The following is a 20,279-nucleotide window of genomic DNA, read 5'->3' on the forward strand; positions in this document are numbered from 1 at the left end:
ATGGTGAAAAATAAATTAGTGTTGCCGGTGATGATGGCTTGCGCATCCGGCACGCTGCCCGCGCTTGCGCATGCAGCCTCAAGCTCCGTGGTTATCGCTAATTACCGTTTTCCCGACTCGCTTTATGCACTGCTGGAGCAGGGGATCAAAATTCCCGTCTATCTGGTGAATACGCGTCCACACTCAGCACAACAAGGGAACCACGAAGGCACGGCGAGCGAATATGTTCGTATCGGTGACGTGACGCTCTTTGCAAAAGATCTGAAGCTGGGGCTGAGGGATGTTCAGGTCCAGGAGTCTGATAACGGCATCCGTCTGTCAAAAGAGATGCGGGCGTTACTGCAAAGCATTAACGATAAGCAGTTTGATGACCAGATGCGTATTCCGGTTAGCGCGGGTTCGGCGTTCGAACTGGATCAGAAAAAAATGCGCCTGTTGCTGAATCTGTCGCAGAGCGACTACGGGGTGAATATTCGCCCGCGTGAGGTGGACATTGATGCGCCGGAGTCTGACGACCTGAGCGGCACGTTCTCCTACAACCTCGGAGCGTATCACACCGAGAGCGGCTACGGTGACAGCTGGTCGTCGGGCTATCTGAACGCGAGAAACTGGATCTCAATGGGCGTCGATCATGTGCTGATCGACGGCTCTGGCTACGTCAACGAGAACAGCAGCGATACCCAGATGAACGCGGTTATGTGGGAGCGCGACTATCAGGGGATGCGCTACGCCGCGGGCATGCTGAACGGCTGGGCGATGCAGTCTCTGGCGAGCGTCAGCGGGATTTCCGGCGGTGAAGTCTACGGCGTTTCCATGGGCAACCAGGCCAACTCCCGCAAGCGCGATAACACGCTCTCTCTGACGCCGGTGGTGGTCTATTTTCCCACGGCGGGCGAGGCCCGTATTCGTCGTGACGGGCAGCTTATCGGCATTCAGCGCTTTGACGTCGGCAACCATGAAATTGACACCAGCAGCCTGCCCTACGGGATCTACAGCGTCGAAGTTGAAGTGGTGAGCGGAAGCCGCACCGTGTCGCGCAGCATGTACACCGTAAATAAACCGTTCTCCAGCAACGTGTCGGAAACGCTGCGCTGGCAGATGTGGGGCGGGATGTATAGCCGCGATAAATCCGTCGTCAATTATAAAAAATACGCGAAACGCAAAAACGAGCAGGATAACACCTACTACTACGATTACGACACCAAACATAAAGACACCATGTCGCTGGTGGGAGCCTCGTTCAGCAAGCGCAGCGGGATGGTCGACTGGAACGCCTCTACCTACATGATGCGGGAACACATCGTCAGCGAGCTGTGGGCCTCCCTGAACCTGACGGGCTATTTCTCGGTGAATACCCAGACCATGGCCGCCTCCGACGGAACGTATCGCGCCAACTATGGGGCGAATCTCAGCCTGCCGTGGCAGATCGGCTCGGTGTGGTACTCCCATGAACAGCTCTCCAGCGGCAAGTTCCTGGATATCTATGAGAGCAAGGGCAACACCTGGGGCGCCTCCTTTAGCCTGCCGTCATTCGGCCTGCCCTCGGCAGGCAACCTGAGCCTGATGCGTCAGGAAGACGACCTCTATCGCTATAAACGCTATCAGCTGGACTACTCCCAGGGGTTATACGCCGGTCGCTACGGTACGGCGCGCCTGCGGGTGGGGATGTCGCGCAACAAATACGACGGGTATTACGAAGAGAAAGATCGTTACGTAATGCTCGATTTCGCCATACCGCTCGGCAATACCGTGTCGGTTGGCGTTTCCCACAATCGCGATACCGGCACGGCGCTGAACGTCAGCGCCAGCCGCCAGTTTGAGGGCGATTACCTGAAATCGGCTACCGCCAACGTCTCGAAAGCGTTTAACAGCCGCCAGGATCGCAGCGTAAGCGGCGGCGGCAGCGTGAACTTCGACACGCCGTGGAACAGCAACATCCTCAGCGTCCAGAGCGGCATGAGTAAAGGCTGGAACTCCACGCTGACCAGTGACGGCAGCGTGGGCTGGTCCAAAGAGGCCATCGCCGCCGGGAAAGGCACCGAAAGCGCAGGGGTGATTGTCAGTACCGGTCTCAAATCTGATGAAGCGCTGACCCTGAAGCTTAACGGCCGGGCAGAACGCATCAAAGGGGATAAGACCTGGCTGTCGCTGCCGGCATACCAGGCTTATGACCTGGAAGTGATGAACAGTGAAACCGGTACGGAAAGCTATGAGATTGGCGCGAATGCGCGTCGCCATATCACGGTTTATCCGGGTAATACCGTGGTGATGAAGCCGCAGGTGAAGAAAATCGTCACCCTGTTTGGTCGTCTTGTGGATGCAAACGGGGCCCCGGTTGGCGCCATGCAGATCAAAAACCACGTTGGGCTGACCCGGACGGAAAACGACGGACGCTTCGTGATCGACGTTGATAAGAACAACCCTGTCCTGAGTATCGCCACGCCGGACGACAGCGTCTGCGAAGTGCGCCTGGACATCGAGTCTAACCGCGGTGCGCTGTGGCTCGGGGACATCTCCTGCGACAAAGGCGATTTTGTCTGGCAGGAAGCAAAAGGAACGCAGGAACGTGACGATGAAAAAGATATTCGCTCTTAATTTACTGCTGATGAGCGCGGCGGCCCAGGCGCAGGAGCTGCCCTATTTCGCCATTAATAACCCGGACAATAACGGGACGGGAAACAGCGCGGGGCTGTTTAGTCTGAACAGCACGTCGACCGCGTTTTTACACGGTTCGCGCGAGTGGCCGACCCTGAGTGCGAAAACGAATAACGGTATCGCCACTTACATCCCGGACAACAGCTACAGCGGTCCGGCAGGCAGCGCGCTGACCATCGACTTTTCGGTGACCGGTTCCAGCGCCTCTCCGTTCTTCAAAGGGACGGCGTGTTCCTCGTCCTGCGGCAACACGGGGTACACCCCGACGACCAGCTATACCGACACGTCGATGGTGGTTAAGCCGCCGGTGATGGAGCCCGGCACGTCATACGGGCGCTGGGTACTGGGCGATCCGTTCTTTAACTATCTGCTCAACGCCGCGCCAGGGGATGAAGTGACCATCACCTCCACGCCGCAAATCAGCTCCATCAACAAAGTGACCACCACCAATACGCTTCACAAGGTGGGCACGCTGACCATGACCAACGCCAGGGCGCTTAACCTGGGGATTGACCCGATCAGCGGTGAGGTGACGATTGTCGATGGATCAACGGGGGCCACCTGCACCAAATACACCCGCAACACGGTCTCTGGCGTCCTGTGCGACCTGCTCGAATACACGTTTGTTGGGGAGGATATCTCCGGTTACAACGGGGGGCTGGCGCTCACCTCTTCCCGCGTCAACAGCGTGCTGCAATCGCACATGAGCGGCGGCACCGGGCTTGCCGCCGAGCTGACCTTCGATGAAAACACCTGGTACAGTATCTCCGGCGGTATCCTGAGCGATACGCGTGTCCTGGCGAACACCTTCCTTGCAGCGCCGCAGAAAAACGGCGGCAAAGCGTCCCTTAAAATCTTTTTGCCGAAAGCGTTAATTCTGAGCGTGGCGCAGGCGGGGGACGGCAGCAACATTGGCAATATCGTCAGCCTGTGTCTGACGCCCGGCAACAGCTCGCTGGCGGCGGATTTCTGCTTCCAGCCGGGGGGCGGCCTGGTGATTAACCCTATCGAGCCCGGGCTGGAGATTGTGCCAGACAACCCGGATTACACCCTCGATCCTGACGGTCTGGGCGGCTCCGGGAAAGGTATTATCGGCGAAGCGCCCATTGAGATCCCCTACACCATCACCTACAGCGGGGCGCAAAAAGATGCGGCGATTGCGGTCACGGTAAAAGTAACCGGGCCTACCCAAAGCCTTAATGGGGTGGACTACTGCGCCTTTAGCGGCAACGGCTTCACGGTTCCCATTCCGGGCAACGTGCTGGTGGGGAAAAGCCAGACGCTGATGGCGCACAACTGTAAAGGCGAAGTACTGTCGATCCCGGCGCCGGCCACCCATGCGGAAGAGTGGGACAAAATGAGTTCCGGCGTGACCGATATGTGGCTCTGGAAAACACCGCTGGTCCTCCAGTTCGTTATGGATAATCCGGTATCGAAAACCACCTATGACGGAAATAGCTGGTTTGGCGAAGTGACCGCGCAGGGAAGAATAGATGTTAGCGCATCCTGGAATTAATCAACCATGACTGGAAAATTCCTGGCTATTTTTGCAATAAATTGCTTCATTTCCACAGGGGCAAATGCTTTAATTATCGAAAGTCTGAATATTGATTTTCTTCCCGAAAGAGAAGTTGTTTTTCAGCCGATAAAAAACGATACCAGCGAGCGTCAGAATTATACCGTTTCGCTTATTCAGGTAGACGTTCCTAAAGAGAAGGGAAAAGAAACCGAAATAAAAGACGGCGAAGTCATGTATTCGCCTAAGCAATTAACGCTGGGGAGCGGTGAACGCGCGGGTTTTAAATTTTATTATACCGGCCCGCATGACAACAAAGAGCGATACTATCGCGTAAAATTCACCGAGACGCCGCTCCAGGCAAAGGTTATCACGCGCAAAGGCCAGCGCATCCAGTCGGATGTGGTGGTCTCGCTTGAGGCTATTTTGATTGTCCGTCCATGGACACGACATTTTGATTATGCGTTTAGCAACGGGGTGGTGAGTAATACAGGGAATACCTATTTTAAATATGTTTCCTCGGTCGGGTGCAGTACGCAATACAACAATTCAAAATATATTCCGCCGGGGCAACGGCTGGAAATAGATAATGCCGGGCAGGCTGCAAGGCGGATGATTATTTATGGCAATAAAATCATTCCGCTTACCACCTGCCCGTAGCAACCGCTTTCCTTCATAAAAGGAAATTAGCCTTTAGCATCATGCTAAAGATCCATCACTACAGGAGATAAAAATGAAAGCGATTTCATTCGTAGAAGCGAAAGACATTATCGGTGGCGCGTTAAACCCGTTCGCTGGTCTGGTTAAAGGTGCACAGCTGGGTTACGACACCGGCGCAAGCATCATGGGCATGGTTGGCGGTGTGGTTGGCGGAATTCTGGGTGGCGCAATGGGCTTCCTGGGTGCGCTGGTTGGTAGCTACAACTAATTCACGTTAACAGGAAAAGACTCATGCAAGTTATTGATTTCAAAAAAGCACAGGCCATCATCGGTGGTTGGGATCCGTTTGCTGCCGCTATTCAGGGCGCAAGCGCGGGCTATAACGCGGGCAGCCAGATGTTAGGCGCGCTGGGCGGCACCATCGGCGGCGTGTTCGGCCTGGTGGGCGGCTTCATCGGCGGTTTCTTCAGCGCCTAAGCGAGAAGCACGTTGTACGCATGGCCCGCATTGCCGGGCCATTTTTTTATTTCAGCCACGGATCATTATGTTTTCGCTCTTTCAGTATAAAAAACAGGGTAAGACCCCTGTTATTCGCCAGCATGAATTTACCGAATGTGGACTGGCCTGCCTGGCGATGGTGTTGGGGCACTACGACCACCATGTCTCTGTCAGCCAGCTGCGCCGGGAGATTTCCGTTTCCGCCGATGCGGGAACCTCAATGGCGGAATTGATGACCCTTGCCAGCGATAAAAATATGTCTGGCCGGGTGCTTAAAGGCGAAATCACTGAAATAGAAACGTCTGAGCTGCCGCTCATCGCCTTCTGGCGCGGCAACCATTTCGTGGTCATCGTGAAGATCGACAGCCGCAGCGTGACCGTTCACGACCCGGCCAGCGGCGTGCGTCGTTACCGTCTGAAAGAGGCGGAAAAACTCTTTTCCGGCTATGTTCTTGAGCTTAAGCCCACGCCGTGCTTCGAAAAGAAATCCCCGGATGAAAAGCTCACGCTTGGCCGGTTAGCCAATAAATCCCCGAGCCTGTTCCAGCGCCAGCTGCTGCTGTTTGTGCTCTGTATTTTTACCCTCATCACCATGCTGGCAAGCCCCACCTACGTGCAGCTGATTATGGATGAGGCCATTTCCCGCAGCGACAGCGATCTGGTGATCCTGCTCACCGCGATCTTCGCTATTGTCTTTATCTTTGAAGTCATCGGTAAATTCCTCAAGCAGCTGCTTGAGATCCTGATGCGTAACATTGCCTATGACGATTTAAGCCAGTCCGTGCGCCACTACATGCTGCGCACCCAGACCAGCTGGTTCCGCTCGCGCCCGCCGGGCATCGTGCTGGCCATTGAAAAATCGCTCCACGCCTGCGCGGAGTTCATCAGCAATGGTTACGTGCAAATTCTCTTTTCCAGCCTGATCGCCGTCACCAGCCTGCTGTTTATGCTGCTGTATAACGTCAAAATTGCGCTGCTGACGATGCTGCTGATGGGCGTGTTTTTCCTGATCCGCTTTTCGCTGATCGGCCCCTATCAACGCGCGGTGGATGACTCCATCGAGCGCACCGCCCAGTATGAATCCCTGCTGGTGGAGACGCAGAAAGGGATCATTACGCTCAAAGCGAACAATATGGAGCAGGCCCGGGATGCGGTGATGGATAAATCCCAGCGCGAACACATCGCCGGGCTGATGCGTAAAGAGCGGCTGCTGGCCCGCTTTGACGTGGCTTCGCTGCTGGTGATCAATGCCGAGCAGCTGCTGGTGGTCTGCTTTGGCGCGTGGCTGATCCTGGAAGGGCAGATGAGCATCGGGATGCTTTACGCCTATATCAGCTATAAGCGCTATTTTTCCGATGCCATGGTGCAGGTGGCGCAGAAGCTGCTGGACAAAAATGCCCTCAAGGGGCCGCTGGATCGCGTGGGCGACCTGCTGTTTGCCCCCTCTGAAACCAGCCAGTTTGGGAAGCGGATTGTCACCTCGCCGGTCTGTCTGCAATTTGAGGATGTCTCATTTGCCTATCCTGGCCGGGAGGCCACGCTACAGCATATCAATATGACCCTGAAGCAGGGCGAAGAAGCGGTGATTGTGGGCCAGAGCGGGTCGGGAAAAACCACGCTGCTGCGTCTGATCTCCGGCATGCTGCTGGCATCGTCTGGCACGCTGCGGATCAATAAGATCCCCATTGAGGAGTGCGATCTTTCCTCGCTGCGTCAGCACATCCGCATCGTCCATGCGGACGATATTCTCTTCACCGGCTCGATTCTGGACAACATCGCCTGCTTTGACAGTGCACCGGATAAAGAGCAGGTCATTGCCGCGTGTCGGCTGGCGGAGGTGGACCACGTCGTCGCCAGGCTGCCGCACGGCTACGAAACGGAGATGCTGCCGGGGAACACCTTTTTCTCTGCCGGGGAGATGCAGCGTCTGGTTCTGGCGCGCGCCCTGTACAGCCAGCCTAAGCTTCTGCTCTGTGACGAAGTGACGGCGAACCTGGATAAAACGACCGCGCAGAAAGTGCTGGCGAACCTGCGTAGCCTGGGAATTGGCCTGGTTTTTGTTACCCACTCGCCGGACGTGGTGGGCTGCCAGGGGCGTCTCTATACCATGGAAAACGGCACCCTGCGGGAGAGTGAGCAATGATGTTTCTGCCGCGTCTCTATGCGCGCCTCTGCGCGCGCCAGGCCGGGCGCACGCTGCTGGCAAACCGGATCACGCAAAACTACAGCCAGTTTATGCGCTGCCCGGAGACCGATGTCCCGGCTGATTTTCTGCATCAGAACGCCCATGAGCTGAGCGGGTTTAACTTCGTGGAGCAGATCTTCCCGCCCGCGCTTTGGGAGCGCAACGTCCGCTTCGATCTGCACGCGTACGTGGCGCAGTGGACGCAGGAGCAGGCGTTTTACAGTTCATCTCGCACCCTGCTTCTGGGAATGCGCTGGGCGGGCTTTGGTCTGATCGTGGATGCGCTGCTCGCCACCGCGCCAGCCGATGTGCGCTTTCAGTTTATTACCCGTCACCCTGCGCTGCATAAGCTGATGGCCGCGCACGAAGGCCGACGCGCCAGCTCGTTTTTCGCCCCTCACCGCCTGGTGACGGTGCTGCTGATGGACGAACGCCTGCCGGATGCGCCGCTGTTCTCCACCCAGGCAGGGGATCAAAAGGCGTGGTTAACGGATGTCTCAACGCGGTTTTTATCGCGCTATGGCTACAGCGTCCGAACGCTGCTGCCGATCTGTTCGCTGCACGCGGCAGAGTTTGGGCTGGAGAGTCAGGCGTATGCGCCAGAGGATTACCGTCAGGCCGCCGCCGACACGCTGAACGCGCTGCGTAAAACCCCCACGCTCTGGAGTGCATGGGACGATCTTTCAGTGATTTATCATGGATGACATATCGTGAAATTAAAAAACCGAAGCCGACAGCGGCGGGCGCTGATCCCGCATCATTTCTCAAAAAGCTATCACATCAACGCGCCACGGCTGAAAGCCGTGCTGACCTTGTTCATCACCTTTTTTCTCTGCCTGCTGGTCTTTGCGATTGTCTTTAACTTTTCGGAAACCACGCTGGCACGCGGGGTGCTGATCCCGGCGCAGGGCGATGTGGAAGTCCGCGCCAGAGAGTCCGGTACGCTTGTGGATTTTGCCGTACGGCCAGGTCAGTACGTGAAGGAAAACGATCCGCTGTTCACCGTGTCACAGGACTATGGCGGCAAGCAGGGCTCGGTGGTGCAGTTTGACCGCCAGCAGATGGAAGCGGAGAAGAAGCGCAGCGAGCAGCGCATCCAGGCCATTGAGGACTCGATTGCGTCGTATCGCAAAAATCTGGCGCAGCAGCTGGCTCTCACTGACAAGCAGATCGCCGTTTCCCGCGATAAGGTGAAGAAGCTGCGCGCGTTGTTAAAAAACAGCACCGACACCTACGAGGCGTGGAAATCCGTCTCCGGGAAGGGCTATGTCTCCAAAGTGGATCTCGATAAAAGCCACAACGATGTGCTCAATGCGCAGCTCAACCTGACGCTGGAGGAGAGCACTATTCTTGAGCTTGAGGCACGAAAAACCAGCCTGACCGACAGCACCCAGTCGCAAATTGACTCTCTGAGCGAAGAGCAGCTGTATGTGAAAAACCGCATCAGCGAAATTGACCGCAACCTGTCCAGCCGGGGAAGTTCCACCATGGCGATGCTGGCCCCTTCCGACGGTTACGTGGTGGCGATTAACTTCCCGCCTGGCCGGGCCATTACGCAAAATAGCGAGGTGGTGGTGGTGATCCGTAAAAATACCGCGGCGACGATGGAGGGGTACCTGTATGTTCCGGCAACGGGGGTGGGGCGCGTGGCGAAAGGCGATAAGGTCAAGCTGCGCTTCGACTCCTGGCCCGTAGACAAATACGGTTCCGTGGAGGCGACGCTGTCCGATTTCTATGAGGTAAACATTGATGCCCATTCGGCGCTGATCCCGCTCCAGGAGGGGCAGAACTACTACCTGGCTAAAGTGCGCGTCCCCTCCTGGTTTACCGACCCGGACAAGAAAAAGCGCATGCTGATGGGCGGAATGACGGTGAACGCCGATATCGTTATCGATCGTAAGCCGCTTATCAATCTGCTGATTGCGCCGCTGGAAAGGGTACGCAAGCGGTTTATCGATTGACCCGATTTCATCGATCATCGCCCTTTAGCCCACATTCTTAACGGCACCCTGGGGCTATTCTCCTTCTCATACCAACCGGAGGATAGCCCATGAACATTACGCAAATTCGCAATGCCACCCAGCTGATCACTTACGCGGGAAAACGCTTTTTAATCGACCCAATGCTGGCGCCAAAAGGCACTTATCCGGGTTTTCCCGGCACGGCGCGGGCTGATATTCGCAACCCGATGGTCGATCTTCCCGTTGACGTTCAAACGCTTCTGGATGCTGACGCGGTGATCGTCACCCATACCCATGCCGATCACTGGGATCAGTACGCCGTTGAGCTGATCGCCAAAGGCAAGCCGATCTACGTGCAAAATGATAGTGATGCCGCGCTGCTGCGCAGCCAGGGATTTACCAACCTGACGATCATGACCGGGGAAACAACGTACGGCGATATCCGGATAGTGAAAACCCACGGCGGCCAGCACGGTACTGACCGCGCTTACGCCGTGCCGGAGCTGGCAGAGTTTCTGGGGGAAGCCTGCGGCGTGGTGTTCCGTCATCCCGATGAGAAGACGCTTTATATCGCAGGGGATACCATCTGGCGCGATGCGGTGGCGGCCGATCTGCAAAAGCACCAGCCGGATATCGTAGTGCTCAACGCCGGTTACGCTCATGTCATTGGGTTTGGGCCGATTATCATGGGGGAAGAAGATCTGCTTAACGTGCATTTCCTGCTGCCGCAGGCGAAAATCGTGGCGACCCATATGGAAGCTCTCAACCACTGCCTGCTGACCCGCCGCGCGCTGCGCGAGTATGTTGATGCCAACGAGGCAGGTGACGCGGTGAGCATTCCCCAGGACGGCGAAACCGTTATATTCTGACTGTTAAAGGGGACAGGAGAGACAGATGCCGCTTATTAACGTTGCCATTGTCGCGGTGGACGGGTTTAGCCCGTTCCACTACTCCGTCCCCTGCATCCTGTTTGGCGACACGGTATCCGGGGAAAAGCGCTTTAACGTCACGATCTGCGCTGAAAAACCGGGATTCCTGAACTCGAAAGACGGTTTTGCCCTGCATGCGACGCAGGATTTTTCCGCGATCGCATCGGCTGAAATTGTGGTTGTACCCTACTGGCAGCACGTTCTGGAGCGCCCGCCTCAGACGCTGCTCGACAGCCTGGTTCAGGCCAGAGACAACGGGGCGGAAATTGTTGGGCTGTGTCTGGGATCGTTTGTGCTGGGCTATGCGGGCATACTCAGCGGCAAACGGGCCGCCACTCACTGGGAGTTTGAACGCCAGTTCCAGTCGCTATTTCCGGACGTCCGACTGGATATCAACGCCCTCTACGTGGATGACGGTAATATGATTACCTCGGCGGGTACCGCCGCCGCGCTCGACTGCTGTTTGTATATCATCCGCCAGCGCTTTGGCAGCGTCGTCGCCAATCAGATTGCCCGCCGGATGATCGTCCCGCCGCACCGAGAGGGCGGGCAGGCGCAGTTTATTGCGCAACCTGTGCCGAAAGATACCCGTGATGGGCGGATTAACTGTCTGATTGACTACCTTCAGCAGCATATTTCCGAACCGCATAACCTGGACTCTCTTGCGGAAGTGGTGTCGATGAGCCGGCGCACGCTGACCCGCCATTTTATCAAGGCGACGGGCATGAGCGTTGCCGACTGGCTTACCGCCGAGCGCCTGCGGCGCAGCCAGATCCTGCTGGAGTCCGGCAACCTGCCAATCGAAAACGTCGCCGGGCAGGTGGGGTTTTTATCAGCGGTGACGTATCGGCAGCAGTTTAAGGCGCGCTTTGGCGTCAGCCCGGCGGAGTGGCGCAAGACGTTTCGTACTCGCCAGTAGGCCAGGTAAGCGTAGCGCCACCTGGCAATTACCCCAGCCTCTCCATCCTCGTCTCCCCCTCCGCCATCGACAGCTGATACAGCGAAAACGATCGGTGCTTCTCAATCAAATGCGCCAGCTCCGGCGAATGGCTGGTGAGCCAGATCTGCGAATAGCGGCTGGCCTCGGCAATGAGGCTTGCCAGGGCGGGCAGCATCTGCGGATGCAGGCTGTTTTCCGGTTCGTTGAGGGCGATGAATGCGGGAGGGCGCGGGCTTAACAGCGCCACCGCCAGGCACAAAAAACGCAGCGTGCCGTCGGAGAACTCTGCCGGTTCCAGCGGTCTGCTCAGCCCCTCGCGCTGCATCATCATGCGGAAGCGCCCGCCGGTGTTGTCGCTGTAAAACACGCAGCCGGGGAAGGCCTGGTCGAGAATGCGCATCAGCAGCAGCTCGTCGCCAATTTCGACAATGGTCTGAAACGCGGCGGCCAGGTTCGCGCCGTCGCTGGCCAGCACCGGGGAACGAAAGCCCACCTGCGGGGCACGGATCGCCGAGCCGGATGAGACGGAAAACTCGTGATAAAATCGCCAGTTACGCAGGGACTCGCGCATCTGCGACACTTCGGGGTAGAGGTGCGGTTCACCGAGCTGACCGAACACCGACTCGTTCTCATACAGCGTACCGCTGTGGGTCACTTTTTCGTGATGCACGTTGTTCAGGAATACCGCCTGATTCTTACGCTTCATCAGCTGTGACGACGGGCGACGGTGCTGTCCGCCGAGCCAGATAGATTCCTCTTTGATCACCGGATCGAGCTGAAACTGTGAGGGGTAGGGCAGCTTTTCCACGAACCCGACCTGAAGCTCATATTCATAGGTTTCCGTTTCCACCGCCAGGTTCATGCGTCGCAGCTGGTCGCTGCGGGTTTTGCCCGCCCAGAACACTTTCAAAATTCCCCCCTCGTTCGCCAGCGCCTGGGAGAATTGCCCCTGCGCCGCGCTGTGCATCAGATAAATCGCTTTATAAATATTGGATTTTCCGGTGCCGTTGGGGCCGAACACGATATTGAGCTGTTCCAGCTCAAGCGACATATCGCGAATTGAGCGGTAGTTCTGAATATGCAAATTTTTGATCATCGGGGTACTCCGCTGCGCACGCTTAACCTGTACAGAATTACAGTATTCTACGCTGAGCGCAAAAAAAAGACGACAGTGAGGGTGTCGTCTAAACGGGGTACTGCTTTGGGCCTCTGTGGGTCAACAGGGCCTTCGCTTCTTTCTTATCAGGTAACGGCCAGACGCAGACCCAAATCATCAGGATAGGGATCAAAGTAGTTTTGCGTCATCAGATACCGGTCAGGGTATTCAGCCAGATAATGCTTCAGCAGCGTCAGCGGCGCGAGGATCGGCAGCAGCCCGTCCCGGTAATGCAGGATCACATCCCGCAGTTCTCCACGCTGGCGGCTGTTCAGCTGGTTACGGAAATAGCCCTGAATGTGCATCAGCACGTTAGTGTGATTCTTCCGCGAAGCGGGTTTTTTCAGGATGGTCATCAGCTTGTCGCGATAGGTCACGAAAAACGTGTCCAGATCGTCCCACTCGTGCAGTGATGCCACGAACGGACCAATTTCACGGTAGCCTGCCTGATGGTGCGCCAGAAGCTGAAGCTTATAGCGGCTGTGAAAGTCCAGCAGGGCACGGCGCGTCAGGCCATTTTTACGCATTATGTTCAGTTCGTGGAGAGCGAAAACGCGCTCAACAAAGTTTTCCCGCAGTACCGGATCGTGCAGGCGACCGTCTTCTTCGACGGGCAGCCAGGGGAAAGTTTCAAGGAGGGCGGCGGTGAACAGCCCGACACCCTCCTTGCGGCCCCGGTTGCCGTTTTCGTCGTACAGCCGCACGCGCTCCATGCCGCAGCTGGGCGATTTTGCACAGACGATAAAACCCGCCAGATCGCCGATTTTCGGCAGATAATCTGCCGTAAATGCGGCCATCTTCTGCGTGACGTCATCGTGCGGCGCTTTGCTGAACCGCATTTCTGTCTCGCAGCCGGTGGTCATCACCAGACGCAGCGCCGGACGAGGCGTGGGCAGGCCGATAGCCATTTCAGGGCATACCGGACGGAAAGCGACCCACTGCGCCAGCTCATCCATCACAAAGCCCATACGCTTATGCCCGCCGTCAAAGCGAACGGCGGAACCGGTCAAACATCCGCTAATACCCAGCACAGGTTTTGTTGTCATGGTGTGCACCTCCCGATCTCATACCTAAAAGTTACACAACATTGCGTATTTGTCCAAGTATTGGCGGGATTATTTTTAAATCGTCTTTAAAATCAAGAGCAATCAGCTGCCCTTGTAGGTTGAGTAACCGTACTGGCTGAGCAGAAGCGGGATGTGCAGTTTTTCATTGGTGCGGGTGACGGTGAACAGCACCGGCACTTCCGGGAAGAAGGAGTCCAGCTTTTTACCGTGGAAGTAATCGGCGGTTTTGAAGGTCACTTTATACACGCCAGGCGCCATATCCTGATCCTGCGGATAGAGCGATTTGATGCGCCCGTCGTGGTCGGTTTTACCGCTGGCAATCGGGGTCCACTTGTCCTGCTCCTGCTTCTCCAGCGTGACGGCCACATCCGCTGGCGGCATACCGGTTTGCTGGTCCAGAACGTGGACGCTCAGGGTGCCTGCCGGGGCGCTGAACGCGGCAGGCGCGAAAGCCATTGTAGCCAGCATCATCAGAGGGAGTGTCTTTTTCATCGTGTTTTCCTGTTGAGTTGTCGGTGACAGGAAAACGTTAGCACTCGCTGTGCGAAAAAATATTCAACTTTTCGTGAAGATTGCCTCAGCAGAAAATAATCAGAGGATAATCACCTCAAGGGAAACCTGCTGCTGCCACTGCGCAACCTGCTTTTTCCGCACGGCGGTAAGTTTACCGCTGGTGACCAGCAGCCATTTGCGGTCCGGGAAAATTTCCGGGGCCAGCGCGGCAGGGGGAACCGGCAGTATGTCGATGCGGTGGCCCTGGCCGGTGCGCGTCAGAGCTTCTAGCCAGATCTCACAGGGGTCGTTCAGATGCCAGCCGCTGATGAGGATGTTATCGCCCGGCGCTTTTTTATCGCCCTCAAGGCAAAACGAGGTATAGGCGATGAGGATGCCGTCGAGGATCTCACGCAGCGTCATGGCGGCGGCGACGTTGGCCGATATCTGGCTGCGCAACGGACGCAGCACGTTAGTGACCAGCTCTTGCCTTGGGTATTCGCGTCCGGCGTCGTAAATCATCTGACGCAGGGACTCAATTTTCCCCTCCTGCAACTTTTGCAGCATGGCCTGTTGCAGGGTTTGCCAGTTATTGGCGCGGCGCGGCGCAGGGCGTTCCAGCAGTGATTTTACCTGACCGATGGGTACGCCTTTTTTTACCCAGTCGAGGATTTTCAGCGCCTGCTGAACGTCCTCATCGCTGTACAGGCGGTGGCCGCCGTCCGTACGCTCGGGTTTGAGCAAGCCATAGCGTCGCTGCCACGCCCGCAGCGTGGTGGCGGTGATGCCGCTGAGTCTGGCGAATTCGCCGATGGAGTAAGCCATGTCTGCATCCGAAGAGAAGGAGTTGTCTCAATATACTACGAATATTCCCCGACGGGATGAAGCGCCGCACGGGTGCGCTACACTTAACGTCCAACCGCGTAAATGAAAGGAGTTCTCATGAGGCTATGGCCTGTCGTTACCGGTGTCGCCATTGCGCTGACGCTGGTTGCCTGTAAATCTCCCACGCCGCCGAAAGGCGTGCAGCCCATTACCGGCTTTGATGCCAGCCGCTATCTCGGCAAATGGTATGAAGTCGCCCGACTGGAAAATCGCTTCGAGCGCGGTCTGGAACAGGTCACCGCGACGTACGGCAATCGCAGCGATGGCGGTATCAGCGTACTGAACCGCGGCTACGATCCGGTGAAGAAAAAATGGAATGAGAGCGAAGGAAAGGCGTACTTTACCGGCGAACCGACCACGGCTGCGCTGAAGGTATCGTTCTTCGGCCCGTTCTACGGCGGCTATAACGTGATCAAGCTGGATGATAAGTACCAGTACGCGCTGGTCAGCGGCCCGAACCGCGACTATCTGTGGATTTTATCGCGCACCCCGACCATTCCGGATGCGGTAAAACAGGACTACCTGAACACCGCACGCGAGCTGGGCTTCCGGGTCGATCAGCTGGTGTGGGTGAAGCACTAACCTACTGATACGAAAAGGTGATGCTTGCCAGGGCGTTGGCCGAGCCGGGGACCAGTTCACCGGTTCGGATGTACTGCGCCTGGAACGGCAGGGACAGCGTTTGTGCCGAGCTGGTGGTCTGGATGAAAAACTGTCCCGTCGTACCTGCGGACGAGCTGTCCGGCCCCATCATAAGCGGCCCGGTACCGTTATAGAAAAACTGTACGCCAATGCCGGAGGCCGTGGAGTCCCCGGTCAGCGTCACGACCGACGAGGTATTTGACGGTGTGGTCTGATCGGTCATCACTGCGTTAACCGCCACGTTCTCATCGCAGGTCAGGCTGACGTTAAACTCCCCCGACGGCGAGGTGCTGCCTACGCTGGGCAGCGTGTGAACATCAATGGTGCCCAGGTCGACGTTGGCGCTTTTCGTGCCTACCGTGCAGCCGCTTGCCGTCACCGTGATGGTGGTGGGGTTGATGATCACCTGCGCGGTTTTCACTTCGTTGTTATAGGCCGTCAGGATCGCCGCGTTAATGGTCGGGGTCTGGTATACGCCGGATTTCAGCGGAACGCCGGTCTTGATAAACGTCACTTTTGCCGACCAGCCCAGTGCGGTGGCGTAACCGTTAGTCCCATCGGCCGGATAGCTCTGCGTAATGCCCGTCTGCATCGGGACATAGGTGGTGCCGTTATAATCTTTAAGCCCAAGAATGAAGCCGATGCCGGGCACGCCCGTTTCAAATACCATGTAATTTGCGCCATCAAGAATAACCGTGATGCCGGTGGCGGTTATACTGCTGCTCGGCTCCAGCGTCCCTTTGGAGCAGGTAAATACCAGGCCGCACCAGAACACTTCCGAGACGCTCGCAGAGGCGCTCCATTCAGAGCCGATCGTCTTTCCAGGCACGATGGAGTCTGCCGGGCCGGACCACGACATAGGCGTTGGCGAAAGGGTGATATCCGATGTCCAGGAGAGGGCAAGTGCCTGAGAGGACATGAAAAACAGGGCTAAAAACAGTAAACGCATTATTGATACTCCGTCGTCCAGGTCGCCACTGCCGAAACGTCTCCGGCATTGACCGGCGCACCCGTGGCGGCCAGTCGCGCATAGAAGGTCATTTTTACGCTGTCATCCCCCGCCGCGCCGTAAGCAGCGGTTTGGGTGTCCAGCGGGATAAGTACGCTGTCTTTATCCAGAATCTGCACCGCCACGCCGGTCGCGCCGCCGTCAGCGACTTTCAGAAGCTGCGGGTTCTCGTCATCCGGCGTACCGCTGAAGCGGATTTTCACGCCAGCAAAGGTGGGGCCGCACGCTTCAAGGGTGAGCGTGAAGGGCGTTTTGATATTGCTGACCGCGCCCGCCTCGCTAAATTGCTTCACGCCGAGGGTGCCCAGCGGCACGTTTTGCTCCTTCGAATCTTCCGAGACAATGCAGGTATTGCCGATCACGTTGCCGGTCACGGAAACCAGCACGTCATAGCCGCGCGCGGGAACGGTGATGAACATCAGCAGGATCAGGGGGAGGAACCGGATGGTTACTGACATATGACCTCCTGGGAATAAAGCCCGGTGCGGGCGTGATAATTCTGCGGGTTCAACGCATAGCGGATCGTGCAGCGCTGGGCGCTGTCGCGCCCCCATACGGCATGCAAGGTTCCCTCCGCTGACAGGCCGGTCAGATACACGCTGCCGCCGTCGCCGACGATACCGCTGGCTTTGTCATCCTCTGACGAGACCAGCGTACCGAAGGGGAGCACGTCTTTAGCGTGACGTACGATAAACATCGCTTTTGCCCCCTGACGCGTGGTGAGGGTGGCGCGAACCAGTGCCCCGTCGGTGGGGATTTTATTGGCGATGGCGTTCTCAAGTTCCACGTCATTGCCCACGGTGGTGACATCCAGCGCAACCTGATTAACGCGATACGGCGTGGCGTACGGGATCACCGCATAGCCCCGGCTGTCGGTTTTGATGCCTTTGTGGTTGAGCACGGCGACATGGCTGGCGCCCGGGGCTTTCACCAGAATATTGGTGTTCCCGAGCGGCTGGCTCAGCGTCAGACCATCCTCATGCAGCACCGCACCGCCGCTCATCCCGTAACTGAGGTTGCGGGAGTCACCGGCGTAGCTGTAGCCCAGGTTATAGTCTCCCCACGCGCCCTCGTATTGCAGCGCGGCATCGCCGCCGTAGTGCTGCTGCGCGCTGTAGCGCTGGTTGACGCTATAGAAAAGATTCTCCTGCCCCGGCAGATAACCACTGACACCGGTACTGGCGGTGGTGCCAGCGGGATCCGCATGGGTAGCGGTAAAACGGAGACGGGTCGACAGCGCCGGGTTACCCAGCGGCACCGACAGGGACAACGCGAGGATATTGTCTTTCTTGTTGTCGTACAGGCCAGAGCTACGCTGGGCGCTGATGCCAAGCGACAGGTTACGAAACGTCGCGTTCCACGCGAACTGCAAACTTTGCGTGGTTTTTGACGTATTCCAGTAGGTTTGTTGATCCCAGGACAGCGACAGCGCGCCGTATTCGCCCATCGGCTGCGACAACAGCAGCTGATTTTTTGCCTTACGCGACATATGCAGGTTGTAAACCGTGTCGTAGTGAGTGGTGACGGTGCCATCGTCTTCCACGGTCTGTTTTGGCGCTCCGCCCGCCATGCCTTTGTAAGTGGTATCGCTGAGGGTATAAAACCCTGCCGTTGAGTAACGCAGCGAGAAGAAATTGACTCGCGTACCGATATCGTTCAGCAGTTTGCTGTACCGCAGGCGCACCGAATCACCGGTGTAGTGCTGGTTATCAGCCAGCTGGCTGCGGGCATGGGTGAAATCGAGGGAGTAGGCGCCAAAGCGGCCGAGATTCTGCCCGATACCGAAGGCCAGGCCGTTGTAGCGATCGGAAAACTGCGCCCCGCCATAAAACGTGAGGCCGTATCTCCAGCCCAGGAACAGCTCGCCCTGCGCGAAGGAGGGCGAGATCTGATTGCCCGCAGGGCGGTATTTCCCCGCCCCCAGAGCATATTTGACCTGACCGTTACGCACCAGATTCGGCACGCTGGCAAAGGGCAGGGTGTATTGCGTCTGGCTACCGTCGCTCTCCTGAATGGTGACCGCGAGATCGCCGCCGGAAGAGGTCGGATAGAGATCTTTCAGCACAAACGCCCCCGGCGGAACGGAGGTTTGATAGATGACGTTACCGTTCTGGCGAACCGTCACCGTGGCATTGCTGCGCGCGATGCCACGCACTTCGGGCGCGTAACCGCTCAGGCTGGCGGGCAACATATTGTCATCGGTCTTCAGGGCAACCCCACGCAGGCCAACGGCGTCAAACACCTGCGATGAGGTGAACGTTTCACCGGCATAAACCTGGGCACGCAGGGCGCGGATATCCCGCTGTAGCCAGGTCTGGACGTGGGTGAGCTCGTTACTCTCTTTGGTCCACGTGGTGAAATCACGCAGCCGCCATGCGCCCAGGTTGGCGCCGCTGTTGAGGCTCACAAACAGCTGTTGTTCCCGCGTGCGCGTCTCGCCCCGGTAGTCATTATTCGCGCCATTGACCACATAGTTCAGCCACGCGGCAGGGATGCCGGACTCCCAGCTCTCCGGGCTGACGTACCCGCGCGGCAGAGCGCGCATCGCGCTTTGCGGTACGGTGAAGTTGAGGGTAAGCGTCCTCTGGTCAAAATCAAACCGGGTATCGGCGAATGACCGGGTTAAAAAAACGCAGCGCTGCGCAGGCGGCAGCTCACCCCCTTTAGCCTGACGGCTGTCGATGCCAAGTGCGGCGAATTGCGCAGGCGTAAGGCACGGCAGGGCTTCACCGGCGGTGTTTTCAGCGACGCGAAACGTGACGTTACCTGTGAACGCGAACTGGGTGTTGATATACACGTTAAGATTGTACTCGCCCGGCGGCAATGCGCTCCCGGCGTTGACCCAGGCGAGATCGGCGCTGTTGGCGCGCTCGCCGTTGAGAAACGCAGGATTAAATTGCAGCTCGCTTTCGGCAGCCACGGCTTGCCGAATCACCAGGGCGATCGCCGTGGCGCACAGGATTTTAATTTTCATGTGGTCACGCCTTACTGTTTTTATTATGGGGACAATGACGTGCGGGTGACGGGCGTCCAGGCGCCATAATCGTTAATCGTCTGGTAGCTTAAGCTGCTCGCATGGCTGAAGGTGTCTGCCAGCGTCACGCTGGATTTCGGCGGCACCATGACGGGCGACACCGGCCTGCCATCAATTTTCACGTTAATGGTGGTGAGGTAATACGGCGTTGGGTTGGTCAGCGTGACCTTGCCCGCGCGGTAGGCGCCGGCAAGGTTTTTCCATGCCTCCCCTGCACCTTCCCTGAGCCGCTCCGGGCGATAAAAGACCTTGATGCGGTTGGCAGAGGCGAATTGCAGCGAATTGCCGGAACCGTTTTTAACCTGCTGTGGGATAGCTTTGACCGTCATCCAGTACAGCGTCTCGCGATCGGCTGGCAGGGCGTCGCCGCTGAACATGATTTTCACCGCGCTTTCGCTGGCGGGCTTCATGACGTACAGCGGCGGCGTGATGACGAAGTCGTTGGTACGGCTCCCTTTCTCGTCTTCCATCCAGGACTGGATCAGAAACGTGGCATCAGGGTGGGTATTTCTTACCTGCATCATCGTCTGCGTAGCCGCGCCGGTGTAGATCAGCCGCGTTGCGCCTAACCCCACGCCGCCTGCGTACACGGCGGATGAACATAACGTGCCAGCCAGACAAATCCATGTGTTTACGCGCATAGTGCGTCT

General features: G+C 57.3%; 19 protein-coding genes. 11 read left to right on the forward strand and 8 right to left on the reverse strand.

Features of this window, described 5'->3' with window-relative positions; genetic code table 11:
- The 10 genes from FZF21_RS00385 (at window position 1) to FZF21_RS00430 (ending at window position 11,323) form a co-directional block, all read left to right on the forward strand.
- Window positions 1-2,595 carry a CS1-pili formation C-terminal domain-containing protein gene (locus FZF21_RS00385; RefSeq protein ID WP_040117024.1) on the forward strand — a complete coding sequence of 865 codons (2,595 nt, stop codon included), beginning with the start codon at window positions 1-3 and terminating at the stop codon, window positions 2,593-2,595.
- Window positions 2,573-4,171, forward strand: a complete 1,599-nt coding sequence (locus FZF21_RS00390; RefSeq protein WP_023295679.1) for a hypothetical protein — start codon at window positions 2,573-2,575, stop codon at window positions 4,169-4,171. The genes FZF21_RS00385 and FZF21_RS00390 overlap by 23 nt, the downstream gene beginning before the upstream one ends.
- Before the next feature lie 6 nt (window positions 4,172-4,177).
- Window positions 4,178-4,831, forward strand: coding sequence for a hypothetical protein (locus tag FZF21_RS00395; protein WP_006812468.1), 654 nt, complete (start codon window positions 4,178-4,180; stop codon window positions 4,829-4,831).
- Window positions 4,832-4,904: 73 nt separating this feature from the next.
- Complete coding sequence (locus FZF21_RS00400; protein WP_013094846.1) at window positions 4,905-5,099, forward strand: hypothetical protein; 195 nt, start codon at window positions 4,905-4,907, stop codon at window positions 5,097-5,099.
- 23 nt (window positions 5,100-5,122) lie between these two features.
- Window positions 5,123-5,308 (forward strand): hypothetical protein, encoded by a 186-nt coding sequence (locus FZF21_RS00405; RefSeq protein ID WP_001196016.1) that lies wholly within the window; start codon window positions 5,123-5,125, stop codon window positions 5,306-5,308.
- A 67-nt stretch (window positions 5,309-5,375) separates the two neighbouring features.
- On the forward strand, window positions 5,376-7,472 hold the full coding sequence (locus FZF21_RS00410) for a peptidase domain-containing ABC transporter (RefSeq protein ID WP_017383654.1): 2,097 nt from the start codon (window positions 5,376-5,378) through the stop codon (window positions 7,470-7,472).
- Entirely contained in the window at window positions 7,469-8,218 is a 750-nt protein-coding gene (locus tag FZF21_RS00415; protein ID WP_149121131.1) for a hypothetical protein, read from the forward strand. Before FZF21_RS00410 ends, FZF21_RS00415 begins: the two co-directional genes overlap by 4 nt.
- Before the next feature lie 6 nt (window positions 8,219-8,224).
- Window positions 8,225-9,475, forward strand: coding sequence for an HlyD family efflux transporter periplasmic adaptor subunit (locus FZF21_RS00420; RefSeq protein ID WP_017693988.1), 1,251 nt, complete (start codon window positions 8,225-8,227; stop codon window positions 9,473-9,475).
- Between the two features lie 89 nt (window positions 9,476-9,564).
- Window positions 9,565-10,344: an MBL fold metallo-hydrolase gene (locus tag FZF21_RS00425; protein WP_017693987.1), complete on the forward strand. Its 780-nt coding sequence runs from the start codon at window positions 9,565-9,567 to the stop codon at window positions 10,342-10,344.
- A gap of 25 nt (window positions 10,345-10,369) precedes the next feature.
- Window positions 10,370-11,323, forward strand: coding sequence for a helix-turn-helix domain-containing protein (locus FZF21_RS00430; protein WP_017383650.1), 954 nt, complete (start codon window positions 10,370-10,372; stop codon window positions 11,321-11,323).
- Between the two features lie 28 nt (window positions 11,324-11,351).
- Here FZF21_RS00430 and FZF21_RS00435 read toward each other — a convergent pair whose 3' ends face one another.
- From FZF21_RS00435 to FZF21_RS00450, 4 genes are all read right to left on the reverse strand, one after another.
- Entirely contained in the window at window positions 11,352-12,440 is a 1,089-nt protein-coding gene (locus FZF21_RS00435) for an AAA family ATPase (RefSeq protein ID WP_023295682.1), read from the reverse strand.
- A gap of 146 nt (window positions 12,441-12,586) precedes the next feature.
- Window positions 12,587-13,546, reverse strand: coding sequence for a DUF523 and DUF1722 domain-containing protein (locus tag FZF21_RS00440; RefSeq protein WP_047737279.1), 960 nt, complete (start codon window positions 13,544-13,546; stop codon window positions 12,587-12,589).
- Window positions 13,547-13,648: 102 nt separating this feature from the next.
- On the reverse strand, window positions 13,649-14,059 hold the full coding sequence (uraH, locus tag FZF21_RS00445) for a hydroxyisourate hydrolase (protein ID WP_017383647.1): 411 nt from the start codon (window positions 14,057-14,059) through the stop codon (window positions 13,649-13,651).
- Window positions 14,060-14,158: 99 nt separating this feature from the next.
- A complete protein-coding gene (locus FZF21_RS00450; protein WP_045333526.1) occupies window positions 14,159-14,884 on the reverse strand; it encodes a MerR family transcriptional regulator in 726 nt (241 codons plus the stop codon).
- Window positions 14,885-15,001: 117 nt separating this feature from the next.
- Here FZF21_RS00450 and FZF21_RS00455 point away from each other — a divergent pair, with 117 nt between their 5' ends.
- A complete protein-coding gene (locus tag FZF21_RS00455) occupies window positions 15,002-15,526 on the forward strand; it encodes a lipocalin family protein (protein ID WP_032652079.1) in 525 nt (174 codons plus the stop codon).
- Window position 15,527: 1 nt separating this feature from the next.
- Here the strand turns inward: FZF21_RS00455 and FZF21_RS00460 are convergent, their stop codons facing one another.
- Genes FZF21_RS00460 through FZF21_RS00475 form a run of 4 tightly spaced genes read right to left on the reverse strand, consistent with a single transcriptional unit; the run spans window position 15,528 to window position 20,270 of the window.
- Window positions 15,528-16,535 (reverse strand): fimbrial protein, encoded by a 1,008-nt coding sequence (locus FZF21_RS00460; protein ID WP_032104015.1) that lies wholly within the window; start codon window positions 16,533-16,535, stop codon window positions 15,528-15,530.
- Window positions 16,535-17,053, reverse strand: a complete 519-nt coding sequence (locus FZF21_RS00465; protein WP_015570071.1) for a fimbrial protein — start codon at window positions 17,051-17,053, stop codon at window positions 16,535-16,537. Before FZF21_RS00465 ends, FZF21_RS00460 begins: the two co-directional genes overlap by 1 nt.
- Window positions 17,044-19,569 (reverse strand): fimbria/pilus outer membrane usher protein, encoded by a 2,526-nt coding sequence (locus tag FZF21_RS00470; protein WP_045349568.1) that lies wholly within the window; start codon window positions 19,567-19,569, stop codon window positions 17,044-17,046. Before FZF21_RS00470 ends, FZF21_RS00465 begins: the two co-directional genes overlap by 10 nt.
- A 23-nt stretch (window positions 19,570-19,592) precedes the next feature.
- On the reverse strand, window positions 19,593-20,270 hold the full coding sequence (locus FZF21_RS00475) for a fimbria/pilus periplasmic chaperone (protein ID WP_045349567.1): 678 nt from the start codon (window positions 20,268-20,270) through the stop codon (window positions 19,593-19,595).
- Window positions 20,271-20,279: the final 9 nt, after the last annotated feature.

The organism is Enterobacter sp. LU1, from assembly GCF_008271405.2.
Lineage (GTDB): Bacteria > Pseudomonadota > Gammaproteobacteria > Enterobacterales > Enterobacteriaceae > Enterobacter > Enterobacter hormaechei_C.